The organism is Pyruvatibacter sp. HU-CL02332, assembly GCF_040362765.1.
Classification (GTDB): Bacteria; Pseudomonadota; Alphaproteobacteria; order CGMCC-115125; family CGMCC-115125; genus Pyruvatibacter.
Map to the genome: position 1 here is coordinate 22144 of NZ_BAABWK010000001.1, position 15999 is coordinate 38142.

General features: G+C 57.9%; 14 protein-coding genes. 4 read left to right on the top strand and 10 right to left on the bottom strand.

The window, feature by feature from the left end:
* Positions 1-9: 9 nt before the first annotated feature.
* Both ABXH05_RS00105 and ABXH05_RS00110 read right to left on the bottom strand, forming a co-directional pair.
* The gene (locus tag ABXH05_RS00105; RefSeq protein WP_353559232.1) at positions 10-1095 is read right to left on the bottom strand and encodes a sulfotransferase family protein; all 1086 of its coding nucleotides are present in this window, start codon (positions 1093-1095) and stop codon (positions 10-12) included.
* Between the two features lie 2 nt (positions 1096-1097).
* Positions 1098-1739, bottom strand: coding sequence for an ABC transporter substrate-binding protein (locus ABXH05_RS00110; RefSeq protein ID WP_353559233.1), 642 nt, complete (start codon positions 1737-1739; stop codon positions 1098-1100).
* Between the two features lie 141 nt (positions 1740-1880).
* On the opposite strand from ABXH05_RS00110, the gene ABXH05_RS00115 reads away from it, so the two are divergent.
* The gene (locus tag ABXH05_RS00115) at positions 1881-4439 is read left to right on the top strand and encodes an MMPL family transporter (RefSeq protein ID WP_353559234.1); all 2559 of its coding nucleotides are present in this window, start codon (positions 1881-1883) and stop codon (positions 4437-4439) included.
* On the opposite strand, the gene ABXH05_RS00120 is transcribed toward ABXH05_RS00115, so the two are convergent.
* The gene (locus ABXH05_RS00120; RefSeq protein WP_353559235.1) at positions 4436-5695 is read right to left on the bottom strand and encodes an MFS transporter; all 1260 of its coding nucleotides are present in this window, start codon (positions 5693-5695) and stop codon (positions 4436-4438) included. The two genes, ABXH05_RS00115 and ABXH05_RS00120, sit on opposite strands and share 4 nt — an antisense overlap.
* A gap of 113 nt (positions 5696-5808) precedes the next feature.
* Between ABXH05_RS00120 and ABXH05_RS00125 the strand changes: the two genes are divergently transcribed.
* The 3 genes from ABXH05_RS00125 to ABXH05_RS00135 are packed head-to-tail and all read left to right on the top strand — an operon-like array spanning position 5809 to position 8680.
* Positions 5809-6573, top strand: a complete 765-nt coding sequence (locus tag ABXH05_RS00125) for a (Fe-S)-binding protein (protein WP_353559236.1) — start codon at positions 5809-5811, stop codon at positions 6571-6573.
* Positions 6573-8003 carry a LutB/LldF family L-lactate oxidation iron-sulfur protein gene (locus ABXH05_RS00130; RefSeq protein WP_353559237.1) on the top strand — a complete coding sequence of 477 codons (1431 nt, stop codon included), beginning with the start codon at positions 6573-6575 and terminating at the stop codon, positions 8001-8003. The genes ABXH05_RS00125 and ABXH05_RS00130 overlap by 1 nt, the downstream gene beginning before the upstream one ends.
* A complete protein-coding gene (locus ABXH05_RS00135) occupies positions 8000-8680 on the top strand; it encodes a LutC/YkgG family protein (protein WP_353559238.1) in 681 nt (226 codons plus the stop codon). The genes ABXH05_RS00130 and ABXH05_RS00135 overlap by 4 nt, the downstream gene beginning before the upstream one ends.
* Here the strand turns inward: ABXH05_RS00135 and ABXH05_RS00140 are convergent.
* From ABXH05_RS00140 to glpK, 7 genes are all read right to left on the bottom strand, one after another.
* Positions 8677-9336, bottom strand: coding sequence for a class I SAM-dependent methyltransferase (locus ABXH05_RS00140; RefSeq protein WP_353559239.1), 660 nt, complete (start codon positions 9334-9336; stop codon positions 8677-8679). The two genes, ABXH05_RS00135 and ABXH05_RS00140, sit on opposite strands and share 4 nt — an antisense overlap.
* Positions 9337-9459: 123 nt before the next feature.
* Entirely contained in the window at positions 9460-10224 is a 765-nt protein-coding gene (locus tag ABXH05_RS00145; protein ID WP_348141539.1) for a Coq4 family protein, read from the bottom strand.
* A gap of 90 nt (positions 10225-10314) precedes the next feature.
* A complete protein-coding gene (locus ABXH05_RS00150) occupies positions 10315-11220 on the bottom strand; it encodes an SDR family NAD(P)-dependent oxidoreductase (protein ID WP_353559240.1) in 906 nt (301 codons plus the stop codon).
* A 3-nt stretch (positions 11221-11223) separates the two neighbouring features.
* The gene (locus ABXH05_RS00155) at positions 11224-11874 is read right to left on the bottom strand and encodes a TetR/AcrR family transcriptional regulator (RefSeq protein WP_353559241.1); all 651 of its coding nucleotides are present in this window, start codon (positions 11872-11874) and stop codon (positions 11224-11226) included.
* 103 nt (positions 11875-11977) lie between these two features.
* Positions 11978-12745 (bottom strand): class II aldolase/adducin family protein, encoded by a 768-nt coding sequence (locus ABXH05_RS00160; RefSeq protein ID WP_353560960.1) that lies wholly within the window; start codon positions 12743-12745, stop codon positions 11978-11980.
* A 219-nt stretch (positions 12746-12964) separates the two neighbouring features.
* Entirely contained in the window at positions 12965-14368 is a 1404-nt protein-coding gene (locus tag ABXH05_RS00165) for an FAD-binding oxidoreductase (RefSeq protein ID WP_353559242.1), read from the bottom strand.
* A gap of 121 nt (positions 14369-14489) precedes the next feature.
* Positions 14490-15983, bottom strand: a complete 1494-nt coding sequence (gene glpK / locus ABXH05_RS00170; protein ID WP_353559243.1) for a glycerol kinase GlpK — start codon at positions 15981-15983, stop codon at positions 14490-14492.
* Positions 15984-15999 lie beyond the last annotated feature (16 nt).

The following is a 15999-nucleotide window of genomic DNA, read 5'->3' on the forward strand; positions in this document are numbered from 1 at the left end:
TCGCAGTCTCTACCGCCCCGGGCGCTTATACCCGCCCTGCTCGACGAAAGCGCCGAGTCGGCCTTCGACCAGAGCAGCAGATTTGTCCGAGTAGTCAAACCGGTTCTTCTCGAACCCGGCAACCGATCGCAGATACGCTTCAAACCGAGGACGCACGGAATTGAACCCGGGAAGCCCAAGCTTTGTGTAGACGCGCTCAAGCTCTTCGATGGGGCTCTCGTCCAGGTTCTCATAGGCAATCTCTACTCGCTGCGCTTCCGGGATCGACGGCCACTGCGCCTCAATCAGCCCCATGATGCGTTCGTATACTGACAGAACAGCCTCATCAATATCCACGTGGTCATAAGGCTGCAGCGCCAGCTGCTTGAAGAGCTTGGCATAGAAGTTCCGCATGCTTTCAAACACTTCATACGGATTGCGCCGAATGTGGATAAACAGCGCATCCGGATAGAGCCTGTGCAGCATTTCAACCCGGCTCGTATAGACCGGGTTCTTGATCAAAAGTCGCTTGCGATCCTGTTGAAGCCAGAGCTTGCGCATGAAGTAGGTGAAAGTGTCCTGCCACTCCTCCACTTCGCTTTCAGTGCACCCGTCAAAAAACAGACCACGGGAGACATGATGGTCGAATGCCTTGGGGAAATAGATGCCGTGATAAAATGAAAGCGGCGACATATTCGCCAATGCAATTTCATCTTCCTGCGGCGAGTCCGGCCGAACCGGAATGTTGTCGATGTACCGTGTTTCCGGAAGTGCCCTGTCAATGACAGGCTTCAGCAAACGGCCAAGCAACAACATGTCCCAGGGCAGGCCCGTAGCAACCGGCGGCACAAAGCCGAAATCATCCTGCACCATGAGATTGTACAGATGTGTCGTGCCGCTACGCCAATGTCCGACAATGAAAACGGGGGGTGGCATGTCACCAGAAGACTTCAACTGCGCATTTGTATAAATCTTCTCGACAGCAGAAATCGGCGCACGGCCGATCACAGCACCCAACAATCCAACCACACTCGGCATGGATTTCAGAGGCACACCGCCACTGTTCGCGAGCACTGACGCCAGTGTCCCGTAATTGCTACCATTGAGAGGGTGCATTGCTATTCCGCATCAACCGCTATCTGTGCGGCCTTCTTGTTAAGGGCATCCGCCAATACATCGGCGCCCTGCCTGGCCAATGAGGACAATTCCGAGCGTCGCCGCGCCGCCTCGCTCACACCATTATACTGGACATCGGCAATTCCCGTTGTCCCGTCTTTGGTGGTTGCAACCACATAGACCAGTTGAACGGGCTCACCGGACTTGCGAACAAGCTGTGTTTCCACGACGACAGATCCGCGAGGGCCCGCAGAACTACCTACAGTCTCGAAACTGATCGGGAGTGGCTTTCCAAATCGACTTAGATAATTCGAGACAACGAACGCACGATAGGCGGCTACAACGCTTGCCTTTTGTTCTGCCTCATATCCACGAAACGTCGAAGGACCTATGGACTGAGCAGTCAGGGCCGGCAGGTAATAGGTGTCATCCACGACACCGGCAATATAGTCGGATGCACCCTCAGCGCCCAACTCCTGAGCATTCTGCATGAGATGATTGAGCCCATCATGCAGCTTTTCAACCACCACCACTGCCGCGGCACCAGAGTTCACCATTTGGTCCTGGGCAACCGCCGCGCCGGACATCGTGCCAAAAGAAAGTAACGTCAAAGCGGCGAGGATTGACCCGAATTGGCGTCTCATCTGCTGCTGCATTGTCGCAAGGGCTGTCATAGAATCGTCCTGTTTTATCGCATTGTGCTACCAGCACCTGACGGCTTGCCGAAGCCACACTGGTTTTGCACCCGCCATGTATGATCACCATCAAAGATGCACCATAGCTGAATGGCTCAAATTCTAGCGACTCTCGTCACCATCATAACCCGCTTCCCGGTTTTTACCCTTCTAGGGCTTATGCTTGGCACATTTGCGGCAGGATTCTACGCGACCACTCAATTTCGTGTGAATACCGACCAATCCTCGCTCATCGCCCCAAATTCAGAGTTTCAACAGCGGTTTGATCGCTTTCGAGATGCCTTCCCGACTTACCGCCGCACAACACTGGTAGTGGTGGAATCAGCCTCACGCTCTGCAGCTGCCAACGGCGCAGCTGACCTGGCTGAGGCTTTGGAAGCGCGTGAGGACATCTTTCGATCGATATTCACAACGGCCGCCATGCCCTTCTTCCTGCAGAACGGGCTCCTGTACCTCGATACCGAAGACGTCGCATCGCAGCTCGATGCCTTGGTACAGGCCCAACCCGGCATTGCCATTGTCGCAAATGAAAAAGGGTTGGCTGGCACCCTGAGCCTGCTGCGTCAGGGACTAACGCAGTTGGATGATACCGGTCAGCTGAATCCCTCCCTGATGGCCCTGGCCAACGACCTGACCCGCGCCGCAAGAACCATTGCTGACGATGCAGCACCACCTCTGAGATTCAATCTCGGGAGCCTTGGCAGCAACGACGCGCAAACCGCCATCGAACTGATTTCCATTCAGATCCGCGAGGACACTGGCGACTTCCTATCCCCGCGGGCCAAACTCGACGTGATCCGCGCAACTGCGGTTAACCTTGGCCTTACGCCTGAAAACGGCTTCACCGTCCGACTCACTGGCAACATCCCTCTGTCAGTCGATGAACTTTCGCAAGTCCGTGAGAGCCTTGGTCTCGCCGGTGCCCTGTCACTCGTGATGCTGGCAGTTGTTCTGGGTCTGGGTGTCCGGTCGGGTCGCATTGTCAGTGTGATGGTTATGACGCTGGCAGTCGGTGGTGTCTGGTCCATGGCCTGGGCCATGTTCAGTGTCGGCGAAGTCAACCTGCTGTCGGCCAGCTTTGCTGTCCTGTTTGTTGGACTGGGGATCGACTTCGCAATCCATTACGCCCTACGCGCACAGGAAGATGTGGAAAAAGGAATAGCTACCGGCCCGGCGCTCATCACATCCGCCCAAGATGTAGGGCCCGCCATCGCATTGGGAGCCGTTACGTCCGCTATCGGCTTCCTCTCATTTTTGCCAACCGACTACAAAGGCTTTGCAGACCTCGGCGTCATTGCCGGCGGCGGCATGGCATTGGCATTCATCGCCGCACTCACAGTTATTCCTGCCAGCCTTGGCAAATTCGGCATTCCGGCCCACCGCAATGCAGGCGGGAGTTTTGCCGCCCTGACCAGTCGCGCTTTTGCGATCAGCCAGATCCACGCACGCGGCATTGCCATGGCGGCAGTTGTCTGCGGCATCGCTTCTGCTGCAATTGCCACCAATGCCCGCTTTGATTTTTCAACCCTAGCTCTCAAGAACAGTCAGTCGGAACCTATACTTGCTCTTGCTGATCTGCAGGAGCGCGGCATGGCCACCGACTACGCCGCCTATGTGATTGCGCCCTCTCTTGAAGCATCAAGCGATACCGTCACGGCGCTCAAGACACTCCCGACCATGGGGAGTGTACGAACCGCCAACAGCCTCATCCCGACAGACCAAGGTGAGAAGCTGGCTCTGATAGAAGACACAGCATTCCTGTTCTTCCCCCTCTTCAGCAAGATCAACGGACCAGCGGCTGCCGTGCCCGATAGCCTGTCGTTCCCGATGAATGATGACTCGCATCACGACACCCGAGCCACTCTGGACGGCCTTACAACAGCGCTTTCAGCCCTGACACCGACCCAACTGGAAGGACTGAACACAGCTCTTGCAGATCAATTGACGCGAGACCTCAGCAGACTGACCGACATCTTTGAAGCGGAACCTGTCACCTCGCTCGACCAAATTCCTGCCCCCGTGAAGGGACGATATCTTTCCGCAGACGGCCAGGCGCTGGTTATTGGCTTGCCAAAAGGTGACGTAACCCGGACAGAAGATCTGCGCGCCTTTGTTGCCGACGTAAAATCGCTGTTTCCCGACAGCACCGGCCGCGCTGTTGTCGAAGCGACCGTGGGAGACATCGTCGTCAACGCATTCGTGACGGCGCTGGTCATTGCTCTGTGTGCAGTGACCCTCATCGTTTTGATGGCCACTGGAAGCTTCAGGGATACAGCTCTTATCCTGATGCCACTCTTGCTTGCGGCAGTGGCAACTGCAGCAACAGGCGTCCTCATCGACATGCCGTTCAATCAGGCCAACATCATCGTCCTGCCCCTGATCATGGGGCTGGGCGTGGACAATGGCATCCACGTGTTGATGCGCTACCGCAAGGATAGCTCCCTGGAGAGCCTTCTGAAGTCGTCAACGCCACGGGCGATTGTGCTCAGCACACTGACAACCATAGGTGCCTTCGGCGCCCTGAGCGTATCGGTACATGCCGGGACCGCCAGCATGGGCATATTGCTGACCATCGCCATGCTCTACCTCTTGATCGCAACGGTTTTTGTCTTGCCCGCCCTGCTCAGTCTGGCTGGCAAAAGACGTTAGACAGCACTCGGCTTGTCAGCGGCTTCGTCCTCTTCCTCCCCGCGCGGATCCAGAACGGCAGCTTCAGGTGACGTCGGTCGTGCAAATCCAACGAAGTCGTCTTTTTCCTCATCGGGCACCGCATCGCGCTGGCTCATTCTGTAGAAGGCAAACAGTGCAAGCGCGCCATGCATGGCGGCGGTGAAGGCAAACACGCCGGACGATGTCATCGCCATGGACAGGGCTGCCGACACCAAAGGACCAACGGCTGATCCGATACCAAACAGGACCAGCAAGCCGCCGGACACCATGATAAAGTCAGATGACTCGGCATGGTCGTTCGCATGGGCCACCGAAAGGCCATAGAGCGAAAACGCAGCCACCCCAAAGAGCGACACAAGCCCCAGAGTTACGACGCCGGGTGCACCGAACAGAACAATCGCCAAGCCGGCAACTGATCCCAGGGCACCAACACTGCCAATTACAATGCGGCGGTCAATCTGATCCGAGAGTTTGCCAAACGGCCACTGGGCCAAAGCCCCGGCAACAAGAGCAAGGCTCATGAACAGGGCAACTCCGGACGTATCAAACCCGGTTTCCTGCGCATAGACGGGCCCCAGTGTCCCAAAGCTGCCATTTGCCATGCCCACCATGAACGCGCCCGCTGCACCAACAGGAGACAGCTTGAAAAGGTGCTTCAGATTGAGCTCCACGCGCGCAGGCACCTCCGGCACGGGAAGCTTGGTAAGCGACGTTGGAATCAAGGCCAGCGTGAAGAGAATGGCGGACACCGCAAACAAGTCGAGCATCATTGGATCAAACGCCACCAATGACATCTGGCCGCTTGTCACCGCGAACAGATAAACGATCATGTAAACCGAAAACACACTGCCACGTGTCTCATTGCTGACGCGCGAGTTTAGCCAGCTTTCGATAATCATGGCCGCGCCAGCAATCGAGAAGCCTGCTGCAAACCGCAGGACAAACCAGACCTCCGCATGGACCAGCAATCCGTGCAGTAGAATGCCCACAGCGGCGATAGACGCGACCACGCCATAGGTCCTGATATGCCCCACCCGGCGCAGCGAAACCGGTATCAGATAACACCCGGCAATAAAGCCAAGGGCGTAGGCAGTCCCGAATAGGCCAATTGTCAGCGGCGAGAACCCCTCAAGGCCAGCTCTCACGGGCACAAGAATACCCTGTTGCCCGGCCCCCATATACATAAGCAGCGTGGTGAACAGCAGCACCGAGATAGGCAGAAACGTGTTTTTCACTGTGGGAATTCCTGAAACCCGGGATCCTGATCCCGAATGGGCAGCGAATGGCAATTGCACTTTGGCGGCCAAGCGCGGTCTAATAGCAAAAATGCCTCATGGGAACATCCTGGATGACCGAAAATTCGTCGACCAACGGAAAGAGGATTGGCCTCTTTGCAACCTGCCTTGTCAATACCATGCGCCCGCGTGTGGGCTTTGCCTCGCTCAAGCTTCTTGAAGACGCCGGGTATGAAGTCAGTGTGCCCGGTGACCAGACCTGCTGCGGTCAACCCAACTACAATTCAGGCGATCGGGAAAGTGCCCGTGATTTTGCCAGAAGCTTCATCGACCAGTTCAAGGACTTTGACTACGTGGTCGTCCCATCGGGGTCCTGTGCTGCCATGGCAAAGGTCCACTACCCCCGGCTGTTTGATGATACCGACCCTGAGAAAGCAGACATTGACGCTATCGCTGCCAGGACATTCGAGCTGGTCTCATTCCTGACCGACATGGCTGGCCTGACGTCCATTGAAGGCAAGAACACCACCACCGTTACATATCACGATGCCTGCTCAGGCTTGCGTGAACTCAAGATCAAGCAACAACCACGCACCTTGCTGTCAAGCATTGACGGCCTTGAAATCAAGGAGATGGAAGACGCAGAAGTCTGCTGCGGGTTCGGTGGCCTCTTTTGCGTCAAATACCCGGACGTATCCGGTGAGATGGTGCGCAAGAAATCTGATGAAATTCTCAAGACAGATGCCGACGCCATCGTGACCGGTGACGTGGGCTGCCTGCTGAACATGGAGGGCGCTCTCGCCCGGCGTGGCGAACGCACCCGTGCCTTCCACGTGGCAGAAGTGCTCGCTGGCCTGGACAAGGAGGATGCGTCCTGATGCATGTCACCTCCAAAGATTTTGACGAAAAAGCCCGCGCCGCAATTGCTGATGATCAACTGCAGATGGGTCTGTTTGTCTTCGGCAAGATATTTCCGCTGATGCGAGATGCGAAGGCGGCGGAGCTTCCCGAGTTTGAAGGTCTTCGCGATTCAGCGCGGGACATCAAAACCAACGTGCTTGAGAATCTGGGCACCTATCTCGATGCCTTTGAGGCCCGGGCGGAAGAAGCCGGTGGCCGCATTCACTGGGCCCGCACCGCCGAAGAAGCCAACTCGATTGTTGAGCGGCTATGCGAGGAAGTCGGCGCCAAGGACATCATCAAGTCCAAATCCATGGTGACCGAAGAGCTCGAGCTCAATGACCACCTGATCGACAAGGGCTACAGCGTCGTCGAAACGGATCTGGGTGAGTACATCATTCAGCTGCGCAACGAAAAACCGTTCCACATCGTGGGTCCGGCACTGCATCTCAACGCGGGCCAGGTGTCTGACACCTTCTACGAAGCCCACAAGAAGCACGGCCGCACCGAAAAGGTGGAAGACAAAGTCAAGCTGGTGGAAGAAGCCCGCATCGTTCTGCGCGAGCGGTTCAAGAATGCCGATGTGGGCATTACCGGGGCCAACTTCCTGGTCGCAGAAACCGGCCAGATCGTTCTTGTGACTAATGAAGGCAACGCGGACCTGACGGCGACCTTGCCGAAACGCCACATCGTTGTGACCGGCATTGAGAAGATCGTGCCGACCCTTGATGATCTGTCGGTGTTCCTGCGCATTCTCGCGCGCTCCGCCACGGGTCAGGACACGTCCAACTACGTGTCGCTCTATTCTGGTCCCCGTCGGGCCCGCGATGCTGACGGGCCGGAGCAATTCGACATCGTGCTGGTCGACAATGGCCGCACGGATATGCTCGGCACGCCGGTAGAGGAGATGCTTCGCTGTATCCGCTGCGGAGCCTGCCTCAATTCCTGCCCGGTCTTCTCAACCGTTGGCGGGCAGACCTATGGCTCGGTTTATTCCGGCCCCATGGGTGCGGTATGGACGCCAGCACTGGCCAGCGTCTCCAGCGCCGCCAAGCTGCCCAATGCCTCCAGCTTCTGCGGCAAATGCGAGGAAGTGTGCCCGGTACGCATTCCCCTTCCCTCCATGATGCGCCATTGGCGCGAAAAGGAGTTCGAGGCGCACCTCACGCCGTCGGGCCAACGCTGGGGCCTTGGCATGTGGGCGTGGCTGGGCAAACACCCCTCGCTCTACCGTGCCGCCACCAATCTTGCAGGCATAGGACTACGTCTGATCTCCAAAGGCCGAAGTGGCAAACGCCTTGCCACCTGGCTGCCGTTCATCGGACAGGGCTGGACTCAATCGCGTGACCTGGCCGTCCCCCAAGAACCCACATTCCTCAGTCAGTACAAGGAGGGCCGCCGCCGATGAGTGACGCAAGAAACGCGATCTTCGCCAAGATCAAGGCAGCTGACGCAAAACGCGGCAATGCGTCTCCCGCGGCAGCAAAGGCACGGCTGGAAACGCCCCCGCCCCAACTGGTGCCTGCCATGGGCAAGCCCGCAGCAGCGGACGCCCTCGACCTCTTCATCGCCAAAGCAATCGAACTTGGCTGCACTGTTGCGGACTGCCCCTCATTTGACGACGTTCCTGCAAAAGTCACGGCCTACCTGAATGAGCAGGACAGTCCGTTGCAGGTCATGCTGCCAATGGATGAAGATCTGTCGTCGCTCAACTGGCTGCAGGCTGGCCTCACCGTTTCTGCTGAGACCAGCAGACAAGCCCTTGACGGCAACACCTCCGTCACCCGTGCCATTGCAGGCGTGGCAGAGACAGGTGCCGTAGCTGTCACGTCGGGCGCCAAGTACCCGGTCAGTCTCGGTCTTCTCCCGGACCGCCACATATTTGTGCTCAAGGTGGATGAGATTACCGGCGGCTATGAGGATGTCTGGCGTCTGGCCAGAAATGCCAAAGACAATCAGGGAGTGGCGCGCGCTGTTAATCTCATCGGCGGGCCATCCCGCACAGGAGACATTGAGGCAACGCTCGTCATGGGTGCCCATGGCCCACGCACGGTGCATATCGTTCTGATCGGCCCGACCAGCTAGGCAGCGGCCTCGCCTGCCTCTCTCACCGTTCCAATCCGTTCTGTCACGGCCCAGACAATGTTTGGATCGCCAGTTTCTGCACGATGCACTCTGGTGACTTGCAGACCACAGCCGAGCAGCATTGCCAGCACCTCCTCAGAGTGCCTGAATGTGTAGACAGAGCCGGGAAAATTATCGCGAAACTCCGGGTCCTCACCTGCCCTGAAGCCAAGAATGAATGTGCCTCCGGGTCTCAGCACACGGGCGATCTCAGAAAAACAGGCCGCTGCATTCTCCCAAAAATAGATGGTATGGATGCTCAGCGCCTTGTCGAATGCCCCGTCGTCAAACGGAAGCATGTCCGCCGGTGCAAGTTCAAGCCGGACTTTGCCAGTGGCGATGGCCGGACCATTGAAGCCGCCTGCAACGCCAAGTCCCTCTGCGGAATGATCACAGCCGACCACAAGCCCTGCATCACTCTTCTCCACAATTGCGCTGAGATGTGCACCGTGCCCGCATCCGATATCAATGACGTGATCACCAGCATCAATCGTCAGTAGGCTTAGAGCCTCGACGTTCGCGTCTGCAGTCTCCCGCGCCATGATCCTGAAAATGAATCGCCCCAGCCAGCCTCGGGGGTTGCCCGCTTGCCGGGCAATGAACTTGGGACGCCGCATGGTTCGTTCTCCTGACAGGTTTCGATTGTCGGGAGATGGGAAATGTCAGGCGGTACAAAAGGAAAAGCCTGCCTGATTCAAAGGATCAGACAGGCTTTTCAAATTTCGACGATATGTAAATGCCTAGGCGGCGGCAGCCTCAGCCTGCTGTGCAGCGGCAAGATGATCCCGGAACACTTCGCGGTAGGTTTCTGGCTTGGCGACACCAAGCTGCTTGCGCACATTGTCGAGCGGTGCCGACAACAGACCTTCCCAGTCTTCACCGGCCCACCATGTGGCGCGGCGACCGTGACGGTAGCCTTCCCAGATGGCTTTCCAGATGCGCTTGTCACCGGATTCACGCACGCCACCGCGGGCACCGAAATAGATGATCATCGCGATGCCGATATTGCCAAGCTGCGCATAGGAGAATGCCAGCAGCGAAAGCTCACCAAGGCCGTCGCGGCCGTAACCGGTGGTGACATGCCAAAGGTCATGCATGTCGCGGGTCCGGTTGCTGTAGAGCTCCTGATCCGCTGTGTGGAAATAGCGACCACCCTCTTCGCTTGCGTCCGCCAGCCCATCAGCCGAAAGGTTCTCCCGTTCGACGAATGCAAGATACTCCCGACCAAGCGAACCCTCTGGCATCGCGCGCAGCGCATCGCGATCATTGAGTCGGTCAGCCAAGCTCTCACGGTTGGCAAGAACACGACGTCCAACGGATGTTTTACAGAAACGCTTGAACGTCTTTGCCCGTGACGGGCCACTCATGGCCTTGATGATCCGGAACACCTGCGCGGTGTCTTCCGGGTTCTGCATCAACTCACGAATGGCATGCATGGCAGCGCGCGGCTGATACCAGGCGCTATCTTTGATTTCTGGTGCTTCGCTCTTGGAAACGGTTTCCATGGCGGCTGCTCCTCCCGACAATTATGTAAGTAAGGTGGTGCTACTTACGGACGTCTGCAAGACTTTTGTTCACCACGGCCCAAAACCGGCCTAATTCAGCGATTCCTGGATGGCTGCGGAGGCCGCCAATTGGCGCTCCTTGATCTCCGGATCGACATTCTTGATTGCTTCGCTGTTCGCAACGGAGTCGAAATCATCCGCCATCCGCTCAAACCGGGCGCCAGCACTTTCCTTGAACTCGGGGTGGGTGAAGGCATAGAGGCGGTTTTCGAGAATGCATTCCACAACCCGCTCACCTACGGCTTCAGCCGGGATGCCGGCCGCCACCGCGTCGCCAGCCTGCGCAATCGCATCCTGATCAGGCTCACCCTCTTCGCCATACTTCGCGGAGCGCGTCCGCCGTGAATTGCCGATCTGCGTCGCCACAAATCCTGGGCACAGAACCGACACGCCGATGCCGAAAGGCTCAAGCTCCATAGACAGGTCTTCGGACATGCCAACGACGGCATATTTGGTCGCGGTGTACGGACCAAACCCCGGAATCGGAACAATGCCGGCCATGGAAGCCGTGTTCACCACATGACCGCCTTCGCCGTGTTCCTTGATCAACGGCACGAAGGCCTCGATGCCCCAGACAACACCCTTGAGATTCACATCGATCGACCATTCCCAGTCGGATGGTGTCACCTCTTCCATCGGACCACCGGCACCAATGCCCGCATTGTTGCAGACGATATGCACCTTGCCGAAGCGCTCGACAGTCTTCTTGGCAGCATCCCGCATGGCATCGCGGTCGGACACGTCCAGCAAAACACCATCCACTTGCGTGTTGGTCTTGGACAGAAGTGCGATGGCTTCTCTCAGGGGGCCTTCTTCAATGTCTGCCAGCATGACGTTGGCGCCCCGCGCGCCAAAGCTCTTCGCCATGGCAAGGCCGATACCGCTCGCCCCGCCTGTGATGAATGCGGTTTTGCCAGCCAGATCATTGATAGGCATTACTTATGTTTCCTCGTTTTTTGTGAGCCCGAGACCCGCGGCAAGAAAAGCCATCAGTGCATCGAGCGGTTCTTGTTCTGTTGTTTCTTTGCCAGCGGCGTATTCGCCTGCCTGCCGAATGATCCCGGGTATCGCGTAGCCGATGAAACCGGCGTCCACATGCGGAGCCACTTTGCCCTCTGCCTGCCAGTCAGCCAGCATTTCGCCCCACATAATGCCCCAGCGGCCCATGAGTATGGACCCACCCTCGCCGCCGTCGATAACGCTCATGTCGGTCAAGGCAGCCGCAAGAAGGCCGGGATGGGCTCTCGAAAAATCGTAAGTCAGCCGAATGGATTCCCGGATCGCCTCATAGGGCGTCAGCTCTTCACCGGCATGGCTCTCCACATAGGCATCCAGCGCTTCCGCCGCTGCTTCGGCAAATGCCAGGAAGCAGGCCTGCTTGTCCTTGAAATGCAGATAGAACGTGCCGTGTCCAACACCGGCGGCCTTAGAAATGTCCTGCGGCCGCGTGGCGTGAAAGCCCTTGCTGACAAACAGGTCCTGCGCTGCGGCAAGCAACCGGCCACGCGTATCACCGCGCTGCTGCGGCTTGCGTCCTGCGCCCTCGTCGGTCCCGATAGCGGGTTCAGCCACTGTTGTTGCATTGGTCATTGTTGGAGTCTCACTGGTCCTGACAAATTGTCAATTCAAAAAGAAACCGGCCGCAACGAACAAACGTTGCAGCCGGCTTCAAAATCATGTTTCCCGCTAAAGTCTAGGTGCGATAGCTGGGGTCCTGACGATCAAGCTTGCGCCGCATTGGCGGCCAGACCAGCGGGCTGGCGGAGCCGTCAAACAGCACTTCACTTTGATGCGTTGCTTTTTCGTGGGTGCCCTGTGGCGGGTTGTTGACGTCCACACCACCGGCCAGCGCACGAATCTGCATGGTGCAGGCGCGCTCGAGGTAATACATGGCAAGGAAGGCCGCAGGAATGTCTGGGCCAACCGTCAAAGTGCCGTGATTGCGCAGCAGCATGAACTGCTTGTCGCCCAGATCCTTGACGATGCGGTCGCGCTCTTCGTGATCCAGCGCCACGCCTTCATACTCATGATAGGCAATTTCGCCGCACTGCATGGCGTGCTGAGTGATCGGCATCAGGCCAGCAGCCTGAGACGATACGGCAACACCATCATCCGTATGCAGATGCATCACGCATTTGGCGTCTTCGCGCGCCATGTGAACGGCTGAGTGAATGGTGAAGCCAGCCGGGTTGATGTCATACGGGCTGTCCATCACCTTGTTGCCGTCCTTGTCGACCTTCACAAGCGATGATGCTGTCACTTCTTCAAACATCATGCCGAAAGGGTTCAGCAGGAAGTGATGCTCCGGGCCGGGCACGCGGGCGGAAAGATGGGTGAACAGCAGATCATCCCAGCCATAGGAGGCCACGAGGCGGTAGAGCGCTGCGAGGTCGACGCGCGCCTGCCATTCCTCTGGTGAAACCTTGTCTTTGACGGATTCAATCTCGTCATACTTTGGCATTTCAAAAGCAACGGACATCAAGTCTTCCTTTCCCGGGCCGCTTGGCGCGGCTTGTTTACGAGCGGCATGGCACCCAAGCCCATCCCTGGAGCAGGCAGCAAATCATCTGCCACCGATACTCAAACCGCCTAAATCCTCGACACCATAAGGTGTTAGCTCACGGTATAAGGCAAAATTGCCCCCATTTCGACCCCCACGCCCAACGCACGCAAAGCCAGGCTACTCGGCAGCACTTTTCAAAGGCTGTGCCTCAAAAATCTTGCCCGGATTGAGGATACCCTTGGGGTCCAGCGCCTGCTTGATCACCCGCATGGTGGCAATTTCTTCCGGCGTGCGGGTCACAAGCAGATAGGGCAGCTTTTCAAGGCCGACACCGTGCTCAGCTGAAACAGATCCACCGCGAGATCGCAACGGCTCATAGACGCAGGCTTCAACGCCCCGCCGCGCCTGCACGCTGTCATCCCCGACGCCGACGATGACATGGAGGTTTCCATCACCCAGATGGCCGAAGATCATGGCCGTGTGATCCGGATAGGTCTTGGTTAGTCGCGCCTTTGTTTCACTGACATAGGCTTCCATGTCCTTGACCGGCAGGCTCACATCGAACGTGAAGATCGGCCAGTTCTGAGCCACCTGCCCCACGTCGTCACGGATCGCCCACATCTTGTCGCGCTCGCTCTGGTTCTTGGCGAGCACGGCATCAACGATCAGTTCTTTCTCAAAGGCTTCTTCGAGCGCGCTTTCAAACCGCTGTGTGTCCTGCTCCTGCTGCGCACCCATCGCTTCGACCAGCACGTAGTAAGGCTGATCCTGTGCAAGCGGCGGTATATGGCTTGCGGGTTCTGTCGTCAGCAACCGGTAGAAATCGTTCCACAGGCACTCGAATGCCGAGAGCGTGCCGGCAAGTTTGCGGTCCATGTGGTCCAGCAGTTTCGGCAACTTGCTGAACTCATCCACCGCGATAAAGGCTGTGTCCTGACTGTCCGGCTTACGGCGCAACCGAAGCACGGCTCGGGTGACGACACCAAGCGTGCCCTCAGAGCCAATGAACAGCTGTTTGAGATCATAACCGGCATTGTCCTTGATCATCTTGCCAAGGGACGACAAAACGGTGCCATCGGCCAGCACCACTTCCAGCCCCAGCACCATGTCGCGCATCATGCCGTAGCGAATGACGCGGTTGCCGCCCGCATTTGTCGCGATGTTGCCACCAATGGTGGCGGACCCCCGCGCACCCAGATCAAGTGGCAGGATCAAATGATGCTTTTCAATGTCTTCCTGAACTGTCTGAAGGACTGCCCCGGCCTGAACGGTTGCGGTACCCGCAATCTCATCCACTTCTTCAATCGCATGCATGCGTTCAAGGGAGAGGGCCAGTTCGCCGTGGCCCACATTGGCGCTTTCAACCAGCCCGGTCAGTCCACCCCACGCGACGATGGGTTGCCCGGCCTCATGGCAGAGCTTCAGAACCTTTGAGACTTCTTCCGTGGAGGCAGGCCTCAGGACAATTGGCGGGGTTCCCAAATGGCTCCAGCCCGACTGGGCCTTGGCTTCAGCATCAGCTCCTTCAAGGTAGCCGTGCGACCCAAGCAGGTCTTTGAGTTGGCTGATAAGTGCACTCATGACGAGTCCTCCCTATCCCTGGTCAGACCAGAGCATTGCGGCTGCTCGTTAGCCCACCGGCAACCGTGGGATGACTATAGCCGAATGCAGAGATGAACTCGACCCGGCCCGTTCACATGCCTCACTCTACGCGGGCACGCCGAACAGCGTCCTGCCAGCCAGCGTAGCGACCTTCTCGCCAGTCCTCAGGCTTTTGCGGATCAAAGGTTTTGTCCAACTGCCAGATAGCTTCGACATCATCCGTTGACTTGAACAGACCAACGGTGAGCCCCGCAGCAAAGGCGGCCCCCAGCGACGTTGTTTCCGTGACGGCGGGCCGCGCAATCGGACGACCCAGCGTGTCTGCGAGCACCTGACAGAACCAGTCATTTGCCACCATGCCGCCGTCCACCCGAAGTTCGGTGGGAGCCGTAAGGCCCGCCCGGCTCATGTCATCGGCCATGGCATCCATCAGATCACGGGTCTGAAATGCCACGGCTTCAAGAGCTGCACAAACAATTTCGGCCCGCCCTGTATCACGCGTCATGCCCACAATCGTGCCCCGCGCATGCGGGTCCCAATAGGGCGCTCCAAGACCGGTAAAGGCCGGCACCAGATACACGTTGGACGCGGGGTCAGCTTCCTTGGCGAGAGCCTCACTCTCCTGAGCCGATGCAATCAGACCCATCTTGTCGCGCAGCCACTGAACCGTGGCACCCGCCATGAAGATTGATCCCTCCAGCGCATAGGTCGGCTTACCGCCAAACCGATAGGCGACTGTGCCGAGCAGCCGGTTGGCGCTGTCCACTTTCGTTTCGCCCGTATTCACCAGCGCAAAGCAGCCCGTGCCGTAGGTGGATTTCATCAAGCCCGGCGCAAAACATGCCTGCCCGACTGTTGCAGCCTGTTGATCCCCAAGAATGCCCGCAACCGGAACCGGTGCTCCAAAGTGCTGTTCGACCGCAGTGCCAAAAACCGCGGCAGGGTCCAGAACACGCGGCAGCATGTCTCGCGGTACACGAAGGATGTTCAGCAGTTCATCGTCCCAGTCCTGAGTCTCGATGTTGAAAAGCAGGGTGCGCGAGGCATTGGTGACATCCGTAGCGTGCACCTCCTTGCCGGTCAGGTTGAACACCAGCCAGCTATCGATGGTGCCAAAGCATAACTCACCCTTCTCAGCACGGGCACGCGCGCCTTCCACATTGTCCAGTATCCAGGCGACTTTGGTTCCCGAAAAATACGGGTCCAGCAACAGGCCGGTCCGCTGCTTGAACAACGCCTCGTGACCATCCGCCTTCAGGGCCGCACACGCATCCGCCGTCCGCCGGTCCTGCCAGACGATGGCGCGATACACAGGCTCACCGGTCGCCCGGTCCCACACCACTGTTGTTTCGCGCTGGTTGGTAATGCCGATGCCGGCGATCTCAGACACACCAATGTCGGCGATTGCTTCGCGGCACACTGCGAGAGTGTCATTCCAGATTTCGACAGGGTCATGCTCGACCCACCCATCGTTGGGAAAATGCTGGGTCAGTTCCTTCTGGGCCGAGGCCACAGGCGATCCGGCACCATCAAATACGATTGCGCGGGAGGACGTGGTCCCCTGGTCAATGGAAAGAATATGTGTGGCAGCCATCGTGACATCTCCCTGC

What these genes read in the sequence shown, in the direction of transcription:
- ABXH05_RS00110 (WP_353559233.1), bottom strand. Translation starts at nt 1,739, where the DNA reads ATGAGACGCCAATTCGGGTCAATCCTCGCCGCTTTGACGTTACTTTCT.
- ABXH05_RS00125 (WP_353559236.1), top strand. Translation starts at nt 5,809, where the DNA reads ATGACCGAAAATTCGTCGACCAACGGAAAGAGGATTGGCCTCTTTGCA.
- ABXH05_RS00105 (WP_353559232.1), bottom strand. Translation starts at nt 1,095, where the DNA reads ATGCACCCTCTCAATGGTAGCAATTACGGGACACTGGCGTCAGTGCTC.
- ABXH05_RS00130 (WP_353559237.1), top strand. Translation starts at nt 6,573, where the DNA reads ATGCATGTCACCTCCAAAGATTTTGACGAAAAAGCCCGCGCCGCAATT.
- ABXH05_RS00160 (WP_353560960.1), bottom strand. Translation starts at nt 12,745, where the DNA reads ATGCCAAAGTATGACGAGATTGAATCCGTCAAAGACAAGGTTTCACCA.
- glpK (WP_353559243.1), bottom strand. Translation starts at nt 15,983, where the DNA reads ATGGCTGCCACACATATTCTTTCCATTGACCAGGGGACCACGTCCTCC.
- ABXH05_RS00140 (WP_353559239.1), bottom strand. Translation starts at nt 9,336, where the DNA reads ATGCGGCGTCCCAAGTTCATTGCCCGGCAAGCGGGCAACCCCCGAGGC.
- ABXH05_RS00150 (WP_353559240.1), bottom strand. Translation starts at nt 11,220, where the DNA reads ATGCCTATCAATGATCTGGCTGGCAAAACCGCATTCATCACAGGCGGG.
- ABXH05_RS00135 (WP_353559238.1), top strand. Translation starts at nt 8,000, where the DNA reads ATGAGTGACGCAAGAAACGCGATCTTCGCCAAGATCAAGGCAGCTGAC.
- ABXH05_RS00115 (WP_353559234.1), top strand. Translation starts at nt 1,881, where the DNA reads ATGGCTCAAATTCTAGCGACTCTCGTCACCATCATAACCCGCTTCCCG.
- ABXH05_RS00155 (WP_353559241.1), bottom strand. Translation starts at nt 11,874, where the DNA reads ATGACCAATGCAACAACAGTGGCTGAACCCGCTATCGGGACCGACGAG.
- ABXH05_RS00165 (WP_353559242.1), bottom strand. Translation starts at nt 14,368, where the DNA reads ATGAGTGCACTTATCAGCCAACTCAAAGACCTGCTTGGGTCGCACGGC.
- ABXH05_RS00145 (WP_348141539.1), bottom strand. Translation starts at nt 10,224, where the DNA reads ATGGAAACCGTTTCCAAGAGCGAAGCACCAGAAATCAAAGATAGCGCC.